The sequence below is a fragment of the Verrucosispora sp. CNZ293 genome, assembly GCF_002754655.1.
Window position 1 is genome coordinate 6367947 of the sequence record NZ_PEFR01000001.1, and the last position, 17798, is coordinate 6385744.

At 71.7% G+C, this 17798-nt stretch carries 14 protein-coding genes; 6 read left to right on the plus strand and 8 right to left on the minus strand.

Going from position 1 to position 17798, the window contains the following annotated elements:
* Positions 1 to 34 precede the first annotated feature (34 nt).
* Positions 35 to 1333: a PucR family transcriptional regulator gene (locus CLT74_RS29085; RefSeq protein ID WP_486582672.1), complete on the minus strand. Its 1299-nt coding sequence runs from the start codon at positions 1331 to 1333 to the stop codon at positions 35 to 37.
* Positions 1334 to 1448: 115 nt separating this feature from the next.
* On the opposite strand from CLT74_RS29085, the gene CLT74_RS31640 reads away from it, so the two are divergent.
* Positions 1449 to 1814: a hypothetical protein gene (locus CLT74_RS31640; RefSeq protein WP_099853336.1), complete on the plus strand. Its 366-nt coding sequence runs from the start codon at positions 1449 to 1451 to the stop codon at positions 1812 to 1814.
* Positions 1815 to 1904: 90 nt separating this feature from the next.
* Here CLT74_RS31640 and CLT74_RS29095 read toward each other — a convergent pair whose 3' ends face one another.
* Positions 1905 to 2552 carry a hypothetical protein gene (locus CLT74_RS29095; RefSeq protein ID WP_099850697.1) on the minus strand — a complete coding sequence of 216 codons (648 nt, stop codon included), beginning with the start codon at positions 2550 to 2552 and terminating at the stop codon, positions 1905 to 1907.
* 245 nt (positions 2553 to 2797) lie between these two features.
* Between CLT74_RS29095 and CLT74_RS29100 the strand changes: the two genes are divergently transcribed.
* Positions 2798 to 3391, plus strand: coding sequence for a copper resistance CopC family protein (locus CLT74_RS29100; protein ID WP_486582673.1), 594 nt, complete (start codon positions 2798 to 2800; stop codon positions 3389 to 3391).
* A 114-nt stretch (positions 3392 to 3505) separates the two neighbouring features.
* Here CLT74_RS29100 and gltX read toward each other — a convergent pair whose 3' ends face one another.
* Genes gltX through CLT74_RS29115 form a run of 3 tightly spaced genes read right to left on the minus strand, consistent with a single transcriptional unit; the run spans position 3506 to position 7583 of the window.
* Positions 3506 to 4915 (minus strand): glutamate--tRNA ligase, encoded by a 1410-nt coding sequence (gene gltX / locus CLT74_RS29105; RefSeq protein WP_099850699.1) that lies wholly within the window; start codon positions 4913 to 4915, stop codon positions 3506 to 3508.
* 50 nt (positions 4916 to 4965) lie between these two features.
* A complete protein-coding gene (locus CLT74_RS29110; protein WP_099850701.1) occupies positions 4966 to 6237 on the minus strand; it encodes an MFS transporter in 1272 nt (423 codons plus the stop codon).
* A complete protein-coding gene (locus CLT74_RS29115) occupies positions 6234 to 7583 on the minus strand; it encodes a beta-glucosidase (RefSeq protein ID WP_486582674.1) in 1350 nt (449 codons plus the stop codon). The genes CLT74_RS29110 and CLT74_RS29115 overlap by 4 nt, the downstream gene beginning before the upstream one ends.
* 185 nt (positions 7584 to 7768) lie before the next feature.
* Here CLT74_RS29115 and CLT74_RS29120 point away from each other — a divergent pair, with 185 nt between their 5' ends.
* On the plus strand, positions 7769 to 8215 hold the full coding sequence (locus CLT74_RS29120; RefSeq protein ID WP_093401307.1) for an SRPBCC family protein: 447 nt from the start codon (positions 7769 to 7771) through the stop codon (positions 8213 to 8215).
* A gap of 102 nt (positions 8216 to 8317) precedes the next feature.
* On the opposite strand, the gene CLT74_RS29125 is transcribed toward CLT74_RS29120, so the two are convergent.
* The 3 genes from CLT74_RS29125 to aceE form a co-directional block, all read right to left on the minus strand.
* Entirely contained in the window at positions 8318 to 9253 is a 936-nt protein-coding gene (locus CLT74_RS29125; RefSeq protein WP_099850703.1) for a hypothetical protein, read from the minus strand.
* Positions 9250 to 10539 (minus strand): choice-of-anchor B family protein, encoded by a 1290-nt coding sequence (locus CLT74_RS29130; protein WP_099850705.1) that lies wholly within the window; start codon positions 10537 to 10539, stop codon positions 9250 to 9252. Before CLT74_RS29130 ends, CLT74_RS29125 begins: the two co-directional genes overlap by 4 nt.
* Positions 10540 to 10816: 277 nt before the next feature.
* A complete protein-coding gene (gene aceE / locus CLT74_RS29135) occupies positions 10817 to 13561 on the minus strand; it encodes a pyruvate dehydrogenase (acetyl-transferring), homodimeric type (protein ID WP_099850707.1) in 2745 nt (914 codons plus the stop codon).
* A 175-nt stretch (positions 13562 to 13736) separates the two neighbouring features.
* Here aceE and CLT74_RS29140 point away from each other — a divergent pair, with 175 nt between their 5' ends.
* The 3 genes from CLT74_RS29140 (at position 13737) to CLT74_RS29150 (ending at position 17756) form a co-directional block, all read left to right on the plus strand.
* Positions 13737 to 14141 carry a YjbQ family protein gene (locus tag CLT74_RS29140; RefSeq protein WP_099853347.1) on the plus strand — a complete coding sequence of 135 codons (405 nt, stop codon included), beginning with the start codon at positions 13737 to 13739 and terminating at the stop codon, positions 14139 to 14141.
* A 206-nt stretch (positions 14142 to 14347) separates the two neighbouring features.
* The gene (locus CLT74_RS29145; RefSeq protein WP_099853350.1) at positions 14348 to 14839 is read left to right on the plus strand and encodes a MarR family winged helix-turn-helix transcriptional regulator; all 492 of its coding nucleotides are present in this window, start codon (positions 14348 to 14350) and stop codon (positions 14837 to 14839) included.
* A gap of 37 nt (positions 14840 to 14876) precedes the next feature.
* On the plus strand, positions 14877 to 17756 hold the full coding sequence (locus CLT74_RS29150) for a transketolase C-terminal domain-containing protein (RefSeq protein WP_099850709.1): 2880 nt from the start codon (positions 14877 to 14879) through the stop codon (positions 17754 to 17756).
* Positions 17757 to 17798: the final 42 nt, after the last annotated feature.

Below are 17798 nucleotides of genomic sequence, written 5' to 3' on the forward strand. Positions count from 1 at the left end.
GGCACCAAACCGCACTAGGACAGTTGGAGGGATCCTACAAAGACTGACGCTGGTCATCACCATGCTGTGATCTTTTACTGACCGGTGGGGCCAATGTCTGGGTCGGCACCACCGGATCGAGCCGGCCGACGGTCAGCGCGACCCGCAGCGCGAACGCGTCCCGGGGCGCCAGCGGGCTGAATCCGGTCACCTCGGAGATGCGACGCAGTCGGTAGCGCACGGTGTTCGGGTGCACGTACAGCGCCCGCGCGGCGCTCTCCAGTGTGCCGCCCGCGGCGAAGAAGGCGTCCAACGTCTCCAGCAACTCACCGCCGGCACGGACCAGCACCGCGTACACGTCATGGCGCAGCCGACGGCGGGCCTCGGTGTCACCCGCGAGGGCCCGCTCGGGCAGCAGGTCACCGGCGTGCACCGGGCGCGGCGCCGCCGGCCAGGCCGGGGCGGCCCGGTATCCGGCCAGCGCCGCCCGGGCCGACTCGGTCGCCTCGTCCAGACTCGGCACCGCCGGACCGACCACCACCGGCCCGTCACCGAAGGCGGTGAGCAGCTTGCCGGTGGCCGCGACCGGGTCCGCCGCCCCACCCAGCACGATCACCAGGCGGTCGCCGTGCACGCCGCCGATCACCTCGACCCCGATCCGCCGGGCCTGCCGGTAGACGGTGTGCAGAACGGCGGCGACCTCGCCGCCGGGGGAGGGGCCGACCGCCACCGCGACCGGCGGCGCGTCCGTCCAACCGAGCGCGGCGGCCCGGCTGGCCAGCACGTCCGGCGAGTCGCCGCGCAGCAGCGCGTCCACCAGCAGGGCCTGTAGCCGGGCGTCCCAGGAGCCGCGTGACTCGGCGGCCCGGGCGTAGACCCGGGCGGCGGCGAAGGCGATCTCCCGGGAGTACCGGAGGACCGCCTCCCGGAGCTGCGGCTCCTCACCGGGAGCGGCCAGTTCGCCGACCTGCTCCTCGACCACGTCGATGGTCACCTTGATCAGCGCGACGGTCTGCTGGAGGGTGATCGAGCGGGCCAGCGCCTGTGGCGCGGCGGCGAAGACCTCGTCGGAGACCTCCTGGGTGCCCTCGCCGGCCCCACCGCCCGCCCGCAACCACTGGACCAGGGAGCGGGCGCCGGCCTGGGCCACGAGCATCACCCAGGAGCGCTGGTCGGCGGGCAACTCCCGGAACCACGGCAGGGTCTCGTCCATCCGGACCACGCTCGCGGTGGCCAGCGCACCGGCCGCCCGCTCGATCCGGCGCAGCGTGGCTGACAGGTCCGTGCTGCCCGACTCGCTCACCCGCCTAGCCTGACATGCCCTGACCTGGACCTTGACGGCAGGCGTCGGCACCGCACCGTTGACCGGGAACCGGTACGCGCTGCGCGGCCGGTCAGATCCGGCCAGTACGGTGACAGGGCACGTCGGGTGGGCACCGGCGGGTGAGGGCGAGCGTGAGGAGACGCCGATGGCGTACGGGGAGGCCGACCACGGCTGTGCCCAGGGGGAGCCGTGCCGACCGGGCCCGCACGAGCAGCCGGCCCTCGCCAAGCACCACCGCCGGCCGCCCGGCCTGGCGCATCCGGTCGAGCCGGCCACGGGTCGGGTGCCGGAGCGCCCTGAGGACGACCCCACGTCCGTCCGGCCGCGCGGTGGCGAGCCCGCGGTGCCCCGTCAGCGGGCCGTCGAGCCGTCCACCCCGGGGCAGGTCGAACCGACTACCGGTGCCTGCCGCAGTGACCTGCCCGGGTGGGCCGGGGCACACCGGCACGGCCCGGTCCGTCCGGCTCATCGCAATCCACGGCGGCAGCGCCCGCCGGGTCGCTGGTGCTGAACGGACCGGGACGGTCCAGTCGAATCCTGGACCCGCTCGCCCGAATCCTGGACCCGCTCGCCGGGCGCTGGCCCGCGAGCGGGTCGGAGTTCAGTGGGTACGGCGGCGGATCAGGAGCGCGATCCCGGCGAGCCCGACGGTGATCACCAGCACCACCGCGACGTTCAGCAGGAGTAGCCGCTGCAGATCGCTGAACGCCTCGTTGATGTCCTGAGCGGGGTTGAGCGCCTCTTCCGGGATGATGCGCTCGCCTCCGCCGACGCCTCCGCTCACCGCCTCGTAGGTCCGTTCGAGCGGGACACCGGCGGTCCGCAGCGTCTCGGACATGCTCACCCGTCCGAGGTACCAGGAGGCGCTGACCTTACGGTCGGGCTGCTTGGCGGGGCGGAAGACGCGGGGACCACCTACCGCCTTCGGGTACAGGTCGTAGGTCTGCTTCGGAGCGTCACCGGCCAGCACCACGACCGTGTACTTCGGACCGAGGTCGGCCTTCTTCGGGCCGCCGGACTGACGGACCAGACCCCGGTGGTTGACCTGCTCGATGACGGCGACGACATGCGCGGGGTGGGTGTCGGAACGCAGCCGCAACGGCTCGGTCAGCCCGTGCCCGGTGATGTCCACGCCGGCCGGCGGCGTCTTCGGCGCCGCCCGGGCCACCTCGGCGGAGCTGAACGACAACAGCACCGCCGCTACCGCACCTGCCGTCACCGCGGCCAGTCGCCTCATCCGTCGGACCATGCCGCCTCCTCGCCCCGTTCGATGGGTGGCTGTGCTGCAGGGGTCACACGTTGGAAGGCCGACGGTGGTGACCGTGTCCACAGGACAGGTACCCACTCAAAAGACTCCGCGGAACGCCGATCGGTTGCAGCTGATGGAACACTAATTGGAACTATGCGCAATCGCGACTCGACAAACGACCAGCCGCGAAGCAGCGGGCGGATCTTACCTTTGCGGAGGCCATGATGGGGGGCAGGATAGCGCGAATGGCGCGTTCCTGGACAGCGGTGATCGGCGTGGCGTTCGGCGTGTCGCTGCTGATGCCCGCCGCGCCAGCCGCCGCGCACAACCAGCTGACCGGCAGCACGCCGCGTGCGGGTGCCCGGGTGGCCGACGCGCCCGAGCGCGTCGAGCTGCGGTTTCTGGCCCGGCTCGACGAGGAGACGACGACCATCACGATCACCGGGCCCGACAATGTCGACGCCGCTGGTGGGCAACCGCGGTTCGCCGGTAACCGGGTCAGTGTGCCGTTCACGCCCGGCGCGGCGGGGCTGTACATCGTCGGCTACCGGCTGGTGTCGGACGACGGTCATCCGATCTCCGGCGAGGTGCGGTTCACGCTGACCACCGACACGCCCGCCGACCCGACCCCGGAGCCCACCGTCGCCGAACCGACCGCCACCGGTGCGGCCGAGACCACCCCGGCACCGACCACCGCCGAGGCCGTCACCCCGGTACCCCGGTCGGACGAGTCGTCCGGTGGGAATGGCTGGTGGTGGGCGGCCGTCGCCGCGGTGCCGTTGCTGGCCATCCTGGTCGCGGCCCGGCTGATCCGCCGCCGCGCCGAGCGTCGCGGCTGATCCGCCGCCGCGCCGAGCGTCGCGGCTGATCCGCCGCCGCGCCGAGCGTCGCGGCTGATCCGCCGCCGCGCCGAGCGTCGCGGCTGAGCGTCGCCGGGCGGCCCGCGCGGCGGGTCAGACCAGGCGGACCCGGGCGGCGCGCATCCGGGTCAGGGCGCGCTCGCGACCGAGCACCTCCAGCGACTCGAACAGCGGCAGACCGACGCTACGGCCGGTGACCGCGACGCGTACCGGCGCCTGTGCCTTGCCGAGCTTGAGGCCGCGCTCCGCGCCGACCGTCTCCAGGGTGGCCTTGAGCGTCTCCGCGTCCCACGAATCGACAGCCTCGAAGGCGGCGATGGCGGCGTCGAGCAGCTCCGCCGACCCCTCCTTCATCGCCTTGTTCCAGGCCGCCTCGTCGATGAGCGGGGAGTCGACGAAGAGGAAGTCGACGTTCGGCACGATCTCGCTGAGCACCGCGATCCGGGTCTGCGCCAGCGGGGCCACCGCGGCGAACACGGCCGGGTCGTACTCCGCCGGCTGCCAGGGCGGCGGCGCGATCGTGCCGGTGCCGGTCAGCCAGGGCTGGCACGCCTCGACGAACTCGGCCACGGGCAGCGCCCGGATGTACTCGCCGTTGAACGCGCGCAGCTTCTTCTCGTCGAAGAACGCCGGTGACGGGTTGACCTCATCCAGTCGGAACTCGTCCTCGATGACCGACCAGGGCACGATCTCCCGGTCGCCGGAGGGCGCCCAGCCGAGCAGCATCAGGTAGTTGCGCATCGCCTCGGCGAGGTATCCCTCGTCCCGGTACGCCTCCAGGGCGACCTTGTCGCGGCGCTTGGAGAGCTTCTGTCGCTTCTCGTTGACCACCACCGGCACGTGCGCCCAGATCGGCGGCTTGACCCCGAGCGCGTCCCAGAGCAGTTGCTGCTTCGGGGTGTTGGGCAGGTGCTCCTCGGCGCGGATCACGTGGGTGATGCCCATCGTCATGTCGTCCACGACGTTTGCCAGCAGGAAGACCGGCGAGCCGTCGCCCCGGGCGATGACGAAGTCCTCGATCAGCTTGTTCTCGAAGGTCGGCTCGCCCCGGATCAGGTCGGTCACCACCGTGACGCCCTCGTCCGGGGTGCGGAAGCGCAGCGCGCGGCCCTCGCCGGGCGGCAGCCCCCGGTCGCGGCAGAAGCCGTCGTAGCCGGTGTACTGGTTACCGGTGCGGGCCTGTACCGCCTCGCGGGTGCAGTCGCAGTAGTACGCCCGGCCGGCCTCGTGCAGCCGCTGCGCGGCGGCCCGGTGCTCAGCGGCGTACGAGGACTGGAAGTAGGGGCCCTCGTAGCTGCCCCGCTCGATGCCGATCCAGTCGAGCGCCGACAGGATGCCCTCGGTCCACTCCGGCTTGTTGCGGGCCGCGTCGGTGTCCTCGATGCGCAGCACGAACACACCGCCCTGCTGCCTGGCGTAGATCCAGTTCTGGAGTGCCGAGCGGGCACCGCCGACGTGGAACATACCGGTCGGGGAAGGGGCGAAGCGCACACGTACCGTCACGGCCCCCAGCCTACGGCGGCGCGCGACCGCAATCGGCCAAGGGGTGCGGCTCACGGCACCGAGCGGATCTTCAGCACCAGCACGCTGCCGAGTACGGTCACCGCCGCGGTGGTGGCGTACAACGCCGGGTAGCCACCGAGGTACACCACGATCGGCGCGGAGATGGCCGGGCCGAGCACCTGCGGCGCGGAGTTCGCGATGTTGATCACGCCGAGGTCCTTGGCCCGGTCGGTGGCCTTGGGCAGCACCTGGGTGATCAGGGCGGCGTCCACCGACAGGTACACCCCGTAACCGGCACCGAGCAGCAGCGCGGCGGCCATCGCCATCGGCCAGGTGGGCGCGACGGCGAGCAGCAGCGCCGCCAGCGCGATCACCATCCCGGACGTGATCACGTAAACCTTCCGCCGGCCCGACCTGTCGGACAGCCGGCCGGCGACCACAGTGGTGGCCATCAGCCCTGCGGTGTAGAGCAGGATCAGCACCAGCAGGCCACCCTCGGGGTCGGCCACCTGGACCTCGTCGGTGAGGAAGTAGAGCAGGTACAGGGTGCCCAGGGCGTTGCCGAGCTGGACCAGGAACCGGGTGATCCAGGCCCAGCCGAAGTCAGGGTGCTGCCGCGGCGACACCCACATCGAGCGGAGCAGGCCACGGAGGGTCAGCCGGTGCGAGCGGGGCAGCGGGTCGTCAGTCGTCCGCAGGGCGAACGGCACCGCCAGCAGCAGGATGGCCCCGGCGATCGCCAGGTAACCGGCGGTGGTGCCGGTGAACACGGCGGTGACCAGGACCACCCCGAGCACCAACCCCAGCGCCTGCGGAATGCCGACCCAGCCGGAGACGCCGCCACGCTGGACGACCGGCACCCGGTCCGGTACGGCGGCGGTGAGGCTGGCCAGCATCGCGTTGAGGCAGACCTGCGCGGCGACCCAGCCGACCGCCACCCCGAGCACGGTCTGGGCCTGGGCAAGCAGCACCAGGGCCAGCGCGGCGAGCACCGCGCCACCGAGGGTCCAGACGTGCCGCCGGCCGAACTCCCGTCGGCCGATCCGCAGGCAGGTCCGGTCGGACAGCGCCCCGGCCAGCGGGTTGGCGATCACCGCGGCCAGGGCGCCGAACCCGGTGACCACCGCCAGCATGGTCTCCTTGTTTGCTGGCGCGATCTGCCCGAGCTGCTGGGGCAGCAGCACCTGGATCGGGGTGAAGAAGGCCATCCAGACGCCGAGGTTGGCGGCGAACAGCAGCGCGATCCACCCTCGGCGTACCGGCACCGTCGGTTCGGCGAGCGCGGCCGGCAGCGAGGTCGGGGTGGGGTCGACGGTGGTCACCGCCGTGGTTCCCGCCGGGTGGTCGCGATCACCTCGCGCAGCCAGGCGTACGACGACTTGGGCGTGCGTTGCCCGGTCCCGAAGTCGACGTGCACCAGGCCGAAGCGTTTGGTGAAGCCCTCGGCCCACTCCCAGTTGTCCAGCAGTGACCAGACGAAGTAACCGGTGACGTCCACCCCGTCGTCGATCGCGGCGCGTACCGCCCGCAGGTGGCCGTCCAGGTAGGCGATCCGGTCCGGGTCGGGCACCCACCCGTCGGCGTCGGGCGCGTCGTCGTAGGCGCACCCGCTCTCGGTGATCTGGATCGGGGGCAGCGTCGGCCGGTAGCGGTCGTGCAGCCAGCCGAGCAGCTCACGCAGTCCGGCCGGATCCACCGGCCAGTCGAAGGCGGTTCGCGGGTAGCCGGTGAGTGGCACCAGATCGAAGGGCAGTGGTGAGCCTTCCTCGGGCGCGCGTACCGCTGTGGGGTTGTAGTAGTTGACGCCGAGCACGTCGATCGGTGCGGCGATCACGTCCAGGTCGCCGTCGCGCACCGCAGTGGTGTCGAAGCCCAGCTCGGTCGGGTACCCGCGACCGAACAGCGGGTCGGTGAAGAGCCGGTTGTGCAGCGCCTCGTAGGTCGCTGCCGCGGCGACGTCGGCCCCGCTGCCACCAGCGACGCGTACCGGGGAGTAGTTGTTGGCGATGGCCACCGGGCTGGTGCTGCGGGCGCGGAGCGCGGCGACCGCGAGACCGTGGCCGAGCAACTGGTGGTGGGCCACCGGGAAGGCGTCGAAGAGCAGCATCCGGCCGGGGGCGTGGACGCCTGTGGCGTGCCCGAGGCTCAGGTGGATGAACGGTTCGTTGAGGGTGATCCAGAGCCGGACCCGGTCGCCGAGGCGGGCGGCGACCAGGTCGGCGTACTCGGCGAAGCGGTGCGCGGTGTCCCGGTTCAGCCAGCCGCCGGCGTCCTCCAGCGGCTGCGGCAGGTCCCAGTGGAAGAGGGTGGCGACCGGGTCGATGCCGTGCGTGAGCAGTTCGTCGACGAGCCGTTCGTAGAAGTCCAGCCCGGCGGGGTTGACCTGGCCGGTGCCGCTGGGCAGCACCCGGGGCCAGGAGATCGAGAACCGGTACGCGGTGACGCCCAGGCCGGCCATCAGGGCGACGTCCTCGGCGTACCTGTGGTAGTGGTCGCAGGCCACGTCGCCGCTGCTGCCGTCGATGATCCGGCCGGGGGTGTGGGCGAAGGTGTCCCAGATGGACGGTCCGCGTCCGTCGGTGCCGGTGGCGCCCTCGATCTGGTACGCGGAGGTGGAGACGCCCCAGCGGAAGCCGGTGGGGAACTCGGGCATCGGAGCGGTCGGCATGCGCCCTCCCGGTGAACGCGAAATGTGTTCGGAACTTTAGGGGGCGCGGCGGTCGGACGCCATAGGCTGCCGGTCCGCGAAGAGCAATACCTTTCGGCGTGTCTTTTACGAACCCGTCCATATACGTCCGTTTTTGCGCATAGAGTGCCGATATCGTGGGATGTCCTCACTGGAGGAAGACGGAAATGATCCTCGTGGAACGCAGCGCGCACGTGGCGGCGCCGGTGGAAGCGGTCTGGGACGTGGTGCAGCGGGCCGAGCAGTTGCCGGCCTGGCTGGCCGGAGTCCGTGCGGCCGAGGTCCTCTCGGGGGAGGGCTTCGGTCGGCGGCAACTGGTCCAGGCTGGACGCGGCGCCGCGCATGAGGCCGAGGTGATCGCCTATCAGGAACCGACACTTATCGGCTGGCGCGAACGCGCCAAGGGCGCCGGTGCCCGAGCGGAGGCGCGCACCGAGATATACGTCCAGCTCACGCCCGACGAACAGGAGGGCGGGACGGTCGTACGGCTCATCGTCGTACGCTGGCCGGCCGGCCCGGTCAAGGCCGCCCTGCTCCGGCTCGGCCTGCGTCGGGTCGGCGCCGACCTGGAGGACTCGCTGGCCCGGTTGACCGATCTGGCCGCCGTCGGCTGACGGGCCGCGTCCCGGCGTCACCCGCGAAGGTGGCGGCCCCGGTGTCCCTTCCAGAGGCACCCGGGCCGCCACCGCTCGTCGCGCCCTGGCGCGGGCGTCGGCTCACACGGTCACGGTGAACGCGGCGACGCGTACCTCGTCGAGGTGCCGGAACTCGAAGAACAGCCGGTAGGTGCCGGCCGTCGGCACGGTGACGCCGAACGCCACCACCGAGCTGGGCTGGCTGGCCGCCGCCGGATGCACGTGCAGGTACGCCAGGTCACCCTGGCGCAGCGCCACCAGGTGCCCGTACGCGCCCAGGTGGCGTTGCAGGTCGTTCACCGGCTGCCCGTCGTGGCCGAGCCAGACGAGCACCTGGTTGGACTCGCCCGCGCGCAGCCCGCCGTCGAGGGTCACCGTGTAGCCGTCCACCAGGATCGTCTCCTCGGGTGGCGCGAGCGGACCGGCGGCGTACCGGCCGGGAACCGGCACGTCGACGCCGAGCGTGACGCCGGCCGGCGCCCCCTGCGGCCAGAAGTCCGCGATGGCCCGTAGCGGGCCGGGTGAGGTCGGCGTGACCGTGACCCGCCAGGTGCCGTCGGCCGACATCTCCGGGTGCACGTGCTGGTAACCGGAGAGGTCCCGGCCGACCAGGATCAGGTGCATCCGGCGCTCGTGGTTCTCCTGGAAAGTGGTGAGCGCGGCCCCGGTCGGGTCGGTGATCCGGAAGGCCAGTTCGCCGGGCCGGCCGGCGGCCAGCTCCGGGGTGTCCAGGACCAACGTCCAGCCGTCGCGGGACACCTCCAGCCCACCCGGGCCGTGGTCGGCATGTGGGCCGGCGGTCGCCGGTCGGGCCGGAGCGGGCGCGGGGGCACCGGCGCGCCCGGCGAAGAACCCGACGGTGAGGGTCAGGCCGAGCACCAGCGCGGCGGCGGCGTACCGCCACACCGTGCCGCCGGCCGGTGGCGGCAGCACCGGGTCGGGGCGGGGGCGCCCCGGCTGGGACGCCCCCTCGACCTGGCTGGCGGACGTTGCCGCCCGACGGTCGATGGTGGTCATGACAAGCGGGGCTGGAGCACGAACAGCCCCTGCTCGATGCCGCTGACCACCACGATGCCGCTCGGGTAGTACGGGTAGGTGCTCCACGCCCCGTTCATCGAGGCGCTGTTGCTCGACGGGTAGATGTCGAAGAAGCCGGCCTCGGTGGCCTGCCCGCTGGCCACGTTGCGCAGGTCCAGGATGCGCAACCCGGCCCGGTAGTTGGCCTGGTAGCTGTAGTTGCCCTTGACGTACTGGTTGTGGTCGGTGGCCTGCACCCCGGACGGGGCGCTGTAGGTGCCGATGTGCCGAGGCGCGTCCAGGTCGGCCAGGTCCCAGATGTAGGTCTGCGTCCGTACCCCGCGCCGGGTCTCGTCCAGCTCGTCGTCGAGCAGGAAGTACCGCTGGTTGTCGGTGAACCAGCCCTGGTGGGTGTACGCCCGCCCGCTGTAGCCGATGCGGGACAGCTGCCGGGGAGCCGACTTGGTGGTCACGTCGACCACCGTCACCGTGTCCTCGTTGGAGCTGACGCAGATCTCCCGCCCGGTGTAGGTGGTGTCCGGACCCCGGTAGACCACGCACTGGGTGTCGTGGGTGTAGCCGTCGTTGCTGACACAGCCGGCGTACACCGGGGACTTCGGGGTGCGGATGTCGACCATGTGCAGGCCGCCGCTGCACGTGTTGGTGCCGACCGCGTACGCGTACCCGGTCTGCTCGTTGATGGCGATGTTGTGTGAGTTGCCGAACTGGCTGTAGTGCACGTTCGCCGTCCAGGTCTGCTGCGCGGTGACGCCGCGCAACCGGGTCAGGTCGAACACCTGCATGCCGTGCCCGGAGACGTCCGCCACCACGTACGCGTGGTCCCGGTAGACCTTGATGTCGCGCCAGATCGCGGTGCGGTTCTGGTACGCGGGCAGGTTGCCCAGGTAGACCGGCGCGGTCGGGTTGGAGACGTCCACGAACGAGGTGCCGTTGCGGCGTCCGACGAGCGCGTACTCCTTGCCGGTCTGCGGGTCGGTCCAACCCCAGATGTCGTTGGCCTGGCTGCCGCCGATGCTGGACAGCGGCATGAACGACAGCAGGTCCACGTTGCGGCAGGGATAACCCGCCGCCTGGCCGTTGGTGCAGGTCGCGGCGGCGGCTGCGACAAGCTGCTGGGTGGGTTCGCGTTGAGCCATGAACTCCTGTGCCGACGCGCGCCCGGCCGGGGTGGCCGGGTCGTGCGCCACCGAGGGCGAGCCCGCCGGGAACATCGACACCACCAGGACGCCGACGGCCAGGGCGAGACCGATCCGGACGATTCGCATGAAGGCTCCCTCCCGTCGCGCGCCGAGGCGGCGGTGACGTCCCGGCCGGCGGCGGACGGGCGCGACGGGGTGGATCCACCGGCCGGCCTGGTGTCCCGGGGTCGAGCTGAAACACCTATCGGCAATTGTGGATGCGCTGTGTTACACGAAAAAGACGTGTGTCGATACCAGAAGAGTCATACCTGCGGCTTGGCTGGAGACGAACGCCGCACGCGAAGGGGCCCGGCGGCGGTGTCGTACCGCGCCGGGCCCCTCGACCGGGGACGTCGTCCCAGGTTCAGCTGTCGCCGCCGGTTTCGCCGACCGGGGCGGCGTTGACGTCGTCGATGGCGTACTTCTTGGCGGCCTCGGCCGGCACGTGGGCCGGTACCGTGCCGCGCAGCGCGAGCTGACGCAGGGTGGCGACCGCCACCGACTCGGCGTCGACGTGGAAGTGCCGGCGCAGGGCGTGGCGGGTGTCGGACAGGCCGAACCCGTCGGTGCCCAGCGAGGTCCAGTCACCCGGCACCCACCGGGAGATCAGGTCCGGCACCGCGCGCATCCAGTCGCTGACCGCGACCTTCGGGCCGTCCGCGTCGGCCAGCTTGTGCTGGATGTACGGAACCCGCTGCTCGGCGCCCGGATGCAGGAGGTTGTACTGCTCGCACTCCACCGCGTCGCGGCGCAGCTCCGTCCAGGAGGTCACCGACCAGACGTCGGCGGCCACCCCCCAGTCCTGCGCCAGCAACTGCTGCGCCTTGAGCGCCCACTGCATCCCGGTGCCGGAGGCCAACAGGTTCGCCCGGGGAGCGTCCCCCTCCACCGAGGGGGCGGGGGAGTAGCGGTGGATGCCCTTGACGATGCCCTCGACGTCCACGCCCTCCGGCTCCGCCGGCTGGTGGATCGGCTCGTTGTAGACGGTGAGGTAGTAGAAGACGTTCTCCTGCTTCTCGCCGTACATGCGGTGCAGGCCGTTCTCCATGATGTGCGCGATCTCGAACGCGAACGCCGGATCGTACGCGACGACCGCCGGGTTGGTGGCGGCCAGCAGCAGGGAGTGCCCGTCCTCGTGCTGGAGTCCCTCACCGTTGAGCGTGGTGCGTCCGGCGGTGGCGCCGAGCACGAAGCCCCGGGTCATCTGGTCGGCGGCAGCCCAGAAGCCGTCGCCGGTGCGCTGGAACCCGAACATCGAGTAGAAGATGTACATCGGGATCATCGGCTCGTCGTGGGTGGCGTACGACGTGCCGGCCGCGGTGAACGAGGCGACGGAGCCGGCCTCGTTGATCCCCTCGTGCAGGATCTGGCCGACTGTCGACTCCTTGTACGACAGGAACAGCTCCCGGTCGACAGAGGTGTACCGCTGACCGTGCGGCGAGTAGATCTTGGCGGTCGGGAAGATGGAGTCCAGGCCGAAGGTGCGCGCCTCGTCGGGGATGATCGGCACCCAGCGCTTGCCGAACTCCTTGTCCTTCATCAGGTCCTTGAGCAGCCGGACGAAGGCCATCGTGGTGGCCACCTTCTGCTTGCCCGAGCCGCGCTTGACGTCGGCGAAGCGCTCCGCGCCGGGGATGCCCAACTTCTTGGCGCTGGTCCGCCGGGTCGGCAGGTAACCGCCGAGCTGCTTGCGCCGCTCGTGCAGGTACTGCATCTCGTCGGACTTCTCGTCCGGCCGCAGGTACGGCGGCAGGTAAGGGTTCTCCTCCAGCGCCGAGTCCGGGATGTCCAGGTAGAGCCGGTCGCGGAAGGTCTTCAGGTCCTCAAGCGTCAGCTTCTTCATCTGGTGCGTGGCGTTGCGGCCCTCGAAGTGCGAGCCGAGCGTCCAGCCCTTGATCGTCTTGGCCAGGATCACCGTCGGCTGGCCGGTGTGCTCGGTCGCCGCCTTGTAGGCCGCGTACAGCTTGCGGTAGTCGTGCCCACCGCGCTTGAGGTTCCAGATCTCGTCGTCGGTGAGCCCCTCGACCATCTTGCGGGTGCGCGGGTCACGGCCGAAGAAGTGCTCCCGCACGTACGCCCCGGACTCCGCCTTGTAGGTCTGGTAGTCGCCGTCGGGCGTGGTGTTCATCAGGTTGACCAGCGCGCCATCGGTGTCCGCGGCGAGCAGTGGGTCCCACTCCCGTCCCCAGACCACCTTTATGACGTTCCACCCGGCGCCCCGGAAGAACGCCTCCAGCTCCTGCATGACCTTGCCGTTGCCGCGTACCGGCCCGTCCAGCCGTTGCAGGTTGCAGTTGATCACGAAGGTGAGGTTGTCCAGCTCCTCGCGGGCGGCCACCCCGATCGCGCCGAGGGTCTCCGGCTCGTCCATCTCGCCGTCGCCCAGGAACGCCCAGACGTGCTGGTCGGAGGTGTCCTTGATGCCCCGGTGCTGCAGGTACCTGTTGAACCGGGCCTGGTAGATGGCGTTCAGGCCACCCAGACCCATGGAGACCGTGGGGAACTCCCAGAAGTCCGGCATGAGCCGGGGGTGCGGGTACGAGGGAAGACCGCCGCCGGGGTGGGACAGCTCCTGCCGGAAACCGTCGAGCTGGTTCTCGCTGAGCCGGCCCTCCAGGAACGCCCGCGCGTACATGCCGGGCGAGGCGTGCCCCTGGTAGAAGATGTGATCGCCGCCACCCGGGTGTTCCTTGCCCCGGAAGAAGTGGTTGAAGCCGACCTCGTAGAGCGACGCCGAGCTGGCGAAGGTCGAGATGTGGCCACCGACGCCGATCTCCGGCCGCTGCGCGCGGTGCACGAGCATCGCCGCGTTCCACCGCACGTACGCCCGGATGCGGCGCTCGACGTGCTCGTCGCCGGGGAACCACGGTTCACGCTCCGGCGGGATGGTGTTGATGTAGTCGGTGGTGGTCAGCGACGGCACGCCGACCTGACGCTCCCGGGCGCGCTCCAGCAGCCGCAGCATGACGTAGCGGGCTCGCTTGGTGCCACGGTCGTCGATGACACCGTCGAGCGACTCGACCCACTCGCTGGTTTCTTCGGGGTCGATGTCCGGAAGCTGGCTCGGCAGGCCGGCCGTGATCACCGGGCGCTTGCGTTCCGTAGCCACAGGCGTTCCCTCGGTTGTGTGTGGGATAGGTCTCTAGCGCCATCCTGCCCCGTCGCGGCACTCGGCGTCACGTCCACCCGGCCGAAGGGCGACGCGCGACACACGTACCCACCAGTAACTATGTCGGTCGACGGCGGTCGCGGCGGACCACGGCCGGGTGCGGAAGAATGCGAGGGTGCGCAGTGAGCTGATCACCATCCGGACCGGTTCCCGACCCACCGTCCGGGACATCACGGCCGAGGCCGAGCAGTTCGTCGCCGGTTCCGGCGACGGGCTGCTGCATGTCTTCGTGCCCCACGCCACCGCCGGGGTGGCCATCATCGAGACCGGGTCCGGCTCGGACGACGACCTGCTCACCGCGCTGGACGCGGTACTGCCCACCGACGAGCGGTGGCGGCACCGGCACGGCTCGCCCGGACACGGTCGCGATCACGTGCTGCCGGCCTTCGTCGCCCCGTACGCGACGCTGCCCGTGCTCGGTGGGCGACTGGCCCTGGGCACCTGGCAGTCGGTCTGCCTGGTCGACACCAACTGTGACAACCCGACCCGGCAGGTCCGCTTCTCCTTCCTGGCGGGCTGAATCCGCCAGGCCGTTCCGGCTGGCGCCACCGGTTCGCCTGCCGCGCTGGTGAGAAGGTCCCAACGGTCCGAGGAGCGGCTGAACCCGCCCAGTCCCGCTGCCGTTGTCCGAACAGCTATCGAGCCGGGCGGATCGGACGACGGTCCGTTGCCCCCGCCGCCCTCGCAGACGGGGCCGACGGTGGTCCGCGAGCCTAGGATGTGACCATGTCACGGCCGATCATCGCCCCGGTCGGCCCGGAACCGGCCGACCGCACCGGGCTGGCCGGTGACGCGGTCCGCCGGATCATGCACGTCGCCTCCGCCCTGCGACACCATCAGGATCTCGACATCGCCGCGCTCGGCCTGACGCCGGCCGTGGCCCGTGCGCTGTACCAGCTCGACCCGGACCGACCGCTTCTCGCCCGCGAGCTGGCCGACCAACTGCGCTGTGACAGGTCCAACGTCACGGCCCTCGTCGACAAGCTGGAGCAGGCCGGGCTGGTCGAGCGCCGGGTCGCGCCGACCGACCGACGGCAGAAGACGCTTGTGGTGACCGACGCCGGCCGGCGGATGCGCGAGCAGGTCCATCTCGTGCTCTCCGACCCCCGGCTGCTCACCCCGCTCAACAACGAGGAACTCGCCGCGCTGCGTGACCTCGTGTGGAAGGTCTCCGACGGCGGCTGCCCGGAGGACTGCGGCCCCACCGGGCCGGCGTGAAACGTCCTCGACTGTGCGAGGCGTGCGCCGGTCGGTAATGCTGTCGGACGTGACCACCCCGCAGGATCTCGACGACCGGTTCCGCGAGTCCCTGGCCGCCCTCGCGACACCGCCGCACCGTACCGACCCAACGCGGCAGTTGACCGAGGGCAGTGCGCTGACCGGTGCCCAACTGCTGGACCTCTTCGACGCCCAGGTCACCAGCCGGCAACTCGACCTGGCCGGCCGCTGGCTGCGCAGCTTCGGCGAGGGCTACTACACAATCGGCTCCGCCGGTCACGAGGGCAACGCGGCGGTGGCGGCGGCCCTGCGGCCCACCGACCCGGCCCTGCTGCACTACCGCTCCGGCGCCTTCTACTGCGTCCGCGCCGCCCAGGCCGACCCGTCCGCGCCGTCCCCTGTGCCGCCGTCCGCTGCGTCATCGCCGCCGGTTGGGTCGGCTCAATCGTCCGCGCCGGCTGTGCCGTCCACGCCGCCGGACGGCCGTGCCGCTCAGGTTGCCCGGGCCGGCGAGGCTACCGACGCCGCCGAGGCCGGCCGTTCCGCCGAGGCCGGTCCTTCCGTCGAAGCCGGTCCTTCCGTCGAGGCCGGGCCGGTCGGCCGGTCCGTCAGCGGGTCGTCCGTCGTCCCGGACCGGGTGGGGACCACCGAAGGGGATACCTCCGTCGGGTCGGACCAGTTGGCGATCAGTGCGGTCACGGCGGGACGCGACTCGACCGACGGTGCGGGCCAACCCGACGGGACGGCCGTCGACCGGGCCGACGGAGCCGCCGCCGGTGCCGATGTCGTCGAACCCGGCGTCCGTCCGGCGGCGGAGGTGCCCGTGGTCGGCGAGCAGCCGGCGGCGGTACCACTTGCCGGTACACGACCGGCCACCGTGACCGCGCCGGCCACCGTGACCGCGCCGGCCACCGGTGACGGCGGGATTCGGCTGACGGGGGTCAAGCGGCCGGTGCCCCGGGCGTACACCGACGCGGCTCGGGACGTGCTGCGCGGCATGGTGGCCTCCAGCCAGGAACCGATCGCCGGTGGCCGGCACAAGGTGTTCGGCCGGGCCGACCTCGCGGTGGTTCCGACAACCTCCACCATCGCCTCACACCTGCCCCGGGCCGTCGGGATGGGCCTCGCCCTGGAGCGACTGCGCCGGCTGGACGCCCGAGGGGAGGTGAACCGACCCGGCGCGGAACCCGAACCGGCGCCCGGGGTCGCCGACGCCATCGTGGTCTGTTCGTTCGGGGACGCCTCGATCAACCATGCCAGCGCCACGGCCGCGTTCAACACCGCCGGCTGGTACGACCACACCGGCCTGCGCATCCCGGTGCTCTTCGTCTGCGAGGACAACGGGCTGGGCATCAGTGTCCGGTCGCCGCAGGGGTGGGTGGCCACGGCCCTGCGGTCCAAGCCCGGCATCCGGTACTTCGCCGCCGACGGCGCCGACCTGGTCGGCACGTACGAGGTGGCGGTCGAGGCGGCAGCCTGGGTACGCCGGCACCGACGCCCGGCGGTGCTGCACCTGACCACGGTCCGGCTGATGGGTCACGCTGGCGCGGACGCCGAGAGCGCGTACCGCCCCGCCTCGGAGATCGCCGCCGACGTGGCCCGCGATCCGGTGGTCGCCACCGCGCGGCGGCTGGTGGACGCGGGTCTGGCCGGCGGCCCGGAGCTGCTGGACCGCTACGACGAGATCGGCTGGCAGGTCCGCCGGATCGCCGAGGAGGTGCTCGACGAGCCGAAGCTGGCCGATGCCGCCGAGGTGATCGCCCCGCTGGCACCGCGTCGACCGGTCCGGGTCGCCCTGGCGGTCGCCGACGCGGGCGCCCGCGCCGCCGGCCCGGACGCCGGAGCGCGGGCCGAGGCGTTCGGCGGCAAACCGCCGGAACTGGCCGGCCCGCTCACCCTCGCGCAGAGCATCAACGCGGCACTCACCGACGGGCTGCTCAACCACCCGCAGATGGCGGTCTTCGGCGAGGACGTCGCCGTCAAGGGCGGGGTCTACGGGGTGACCAAGGGGCTGCGCGACCGGTTCGGCGCCGCCCGGGTGTTCGACACACTGCTCGACGAGACCTCGATCCTCGGCCTCGGTCTCGGCGCGGGCCTGGCCGGGATGCTGCCGGTGCCGGAGATCCAGTATCTGGCGTACCTGCACAACGCCGAGGACCAGCTGCGCGGCGAGGCGGCGACCATGCGGTTCTTCTCGCAGGGCGCGTGGCGCAACCCGATGGTGGTGCGGGTGGCCGGGCTGGCGTACCAGGAGGGCTTCGGGGGCCACTTCCACAACGACAACTCGGTGGCTGTGCTGCGGGACGTACCGGGTCTGGTGATCGCCGTGCCGGCCCGGCCCGACGACGCGGCGGCGATGCTGCGGACCTGCCTGGCGAGCGCGGCCGTGGACGGCAGCGTCTGCGTGTTCCTGGAGCCGATCGCGCTCTACCACACCCGTGACCTCTACACCGACGGCGACGGTGAGTGGCTTGCCGGTTATGCCGAGCCGGGTGCCTGGGCCGCCGGCCACGTGCCGGTGGGACGGGCCCGGGTGTACGGGGTCGGTTCGGCCCAGGACGTCACGATCATCACCTTCGGCAACGGTGTCCGGATGTCGCTGCGGGCCGCGTCGGCACTTGCCGACGAGGGGATCGGAACCCGGGTGGTGGACCTGCGTTGGCTCGCGCCGCTGCCGGTGGCCGACCTCATCCGGGAGGCCGCCGCGACCGGCCGGGTGCTCGTGGTGGACGAGACCCGTCGGTCCGGTGGAGTGGGCGAGGGAGTGATCGCCGCGCTGGTGGATGCCGGATATGTCGGTGCGGCACGCCGGGTGGCGGCTGTTGACTCCTTCGTGCCGCTGGGTCCGGCTGCCCGGCAGGTGCTGGTGTCCGAGGAGGCCATCACCCAGGGTGCCCGTACGCTGCTGGCACGGTAAATTTCGTTCCACCCGGTGCGCCACTTGCGCAGGAGGGCACAA

What these genes read in the sequence shown, in the direction of transcription:
- CLT74_RS29095 (WP_099850697.1), bottom strand. Translation starts at nt 2,552, where the DNA reads ATGGTCCGACGGATGAGGCGACTGGCCGCGGTGACGGCAGGTGCGGTA.
- CLT74_RS29125 (WP_099850703.1), bottom strand. Translation starts at nt 9,253, where the DNA reads ATGACCACCATCGACCGTCGGGCGGCAACGTCCGCCAGCCAGGTCGAG.
- CLT74_RS29145 (WP_099853350.1), top strand. Translation starts at nt 14,348, where the DNA reads ATGTCACGGCCGATCATCGCCCCGGTCGGCCCGGAACCGGCCGACCGC.
- CLT74_RS29120 (WP_093401307.1), top strand. Translation starts at nt 7,769, where the DNA reads ATGATCCTCGTGGAACGCAGCGCGCACGTGGCGGCGCCGGTGGAAGCG.
- CLT74_RS29130 (WP_099850705.1), bottom strand. Translation starts at nt 10,539, where the DNA reads ATGCGAATCGTCCGGATCGGTCTCGCCCTGGCCGTCGGCGTCCTGGTG.
- CLT74_RS29115 (WP_486582674.1), bottom strand. Translation starts at nt 7,583, where the DNA reads ATGCCGACCGCTCCGATGCCCGAGTTCCCCACCGGCTTCCGCTGGGGC.
- CLT74_RS29100 (WP_486582673.1), top strand. Translation starts at nt 2,798, where the DNA reads ATGGCGCGTTCCTGGACAGCGGTGATCGGCGTGGCGTTCGGCGTGTCG.
- CLT74_RS31640 (WP_099853336.1), top strand. Translation starts at nt 1,449, where the DNA reads ATGGCGTACGGGGAGGCCGACCACGGCTGTGCCCAGGGGGAGCCGTGC.
- CLT74_RS29150 (WP_099850709.1), top strand. Translation starts at nt 14,877, where the DNA reads ATGCTGTCGGACGTGACCACCCCGCAGGATCTCGACGACCGGTTCCGC.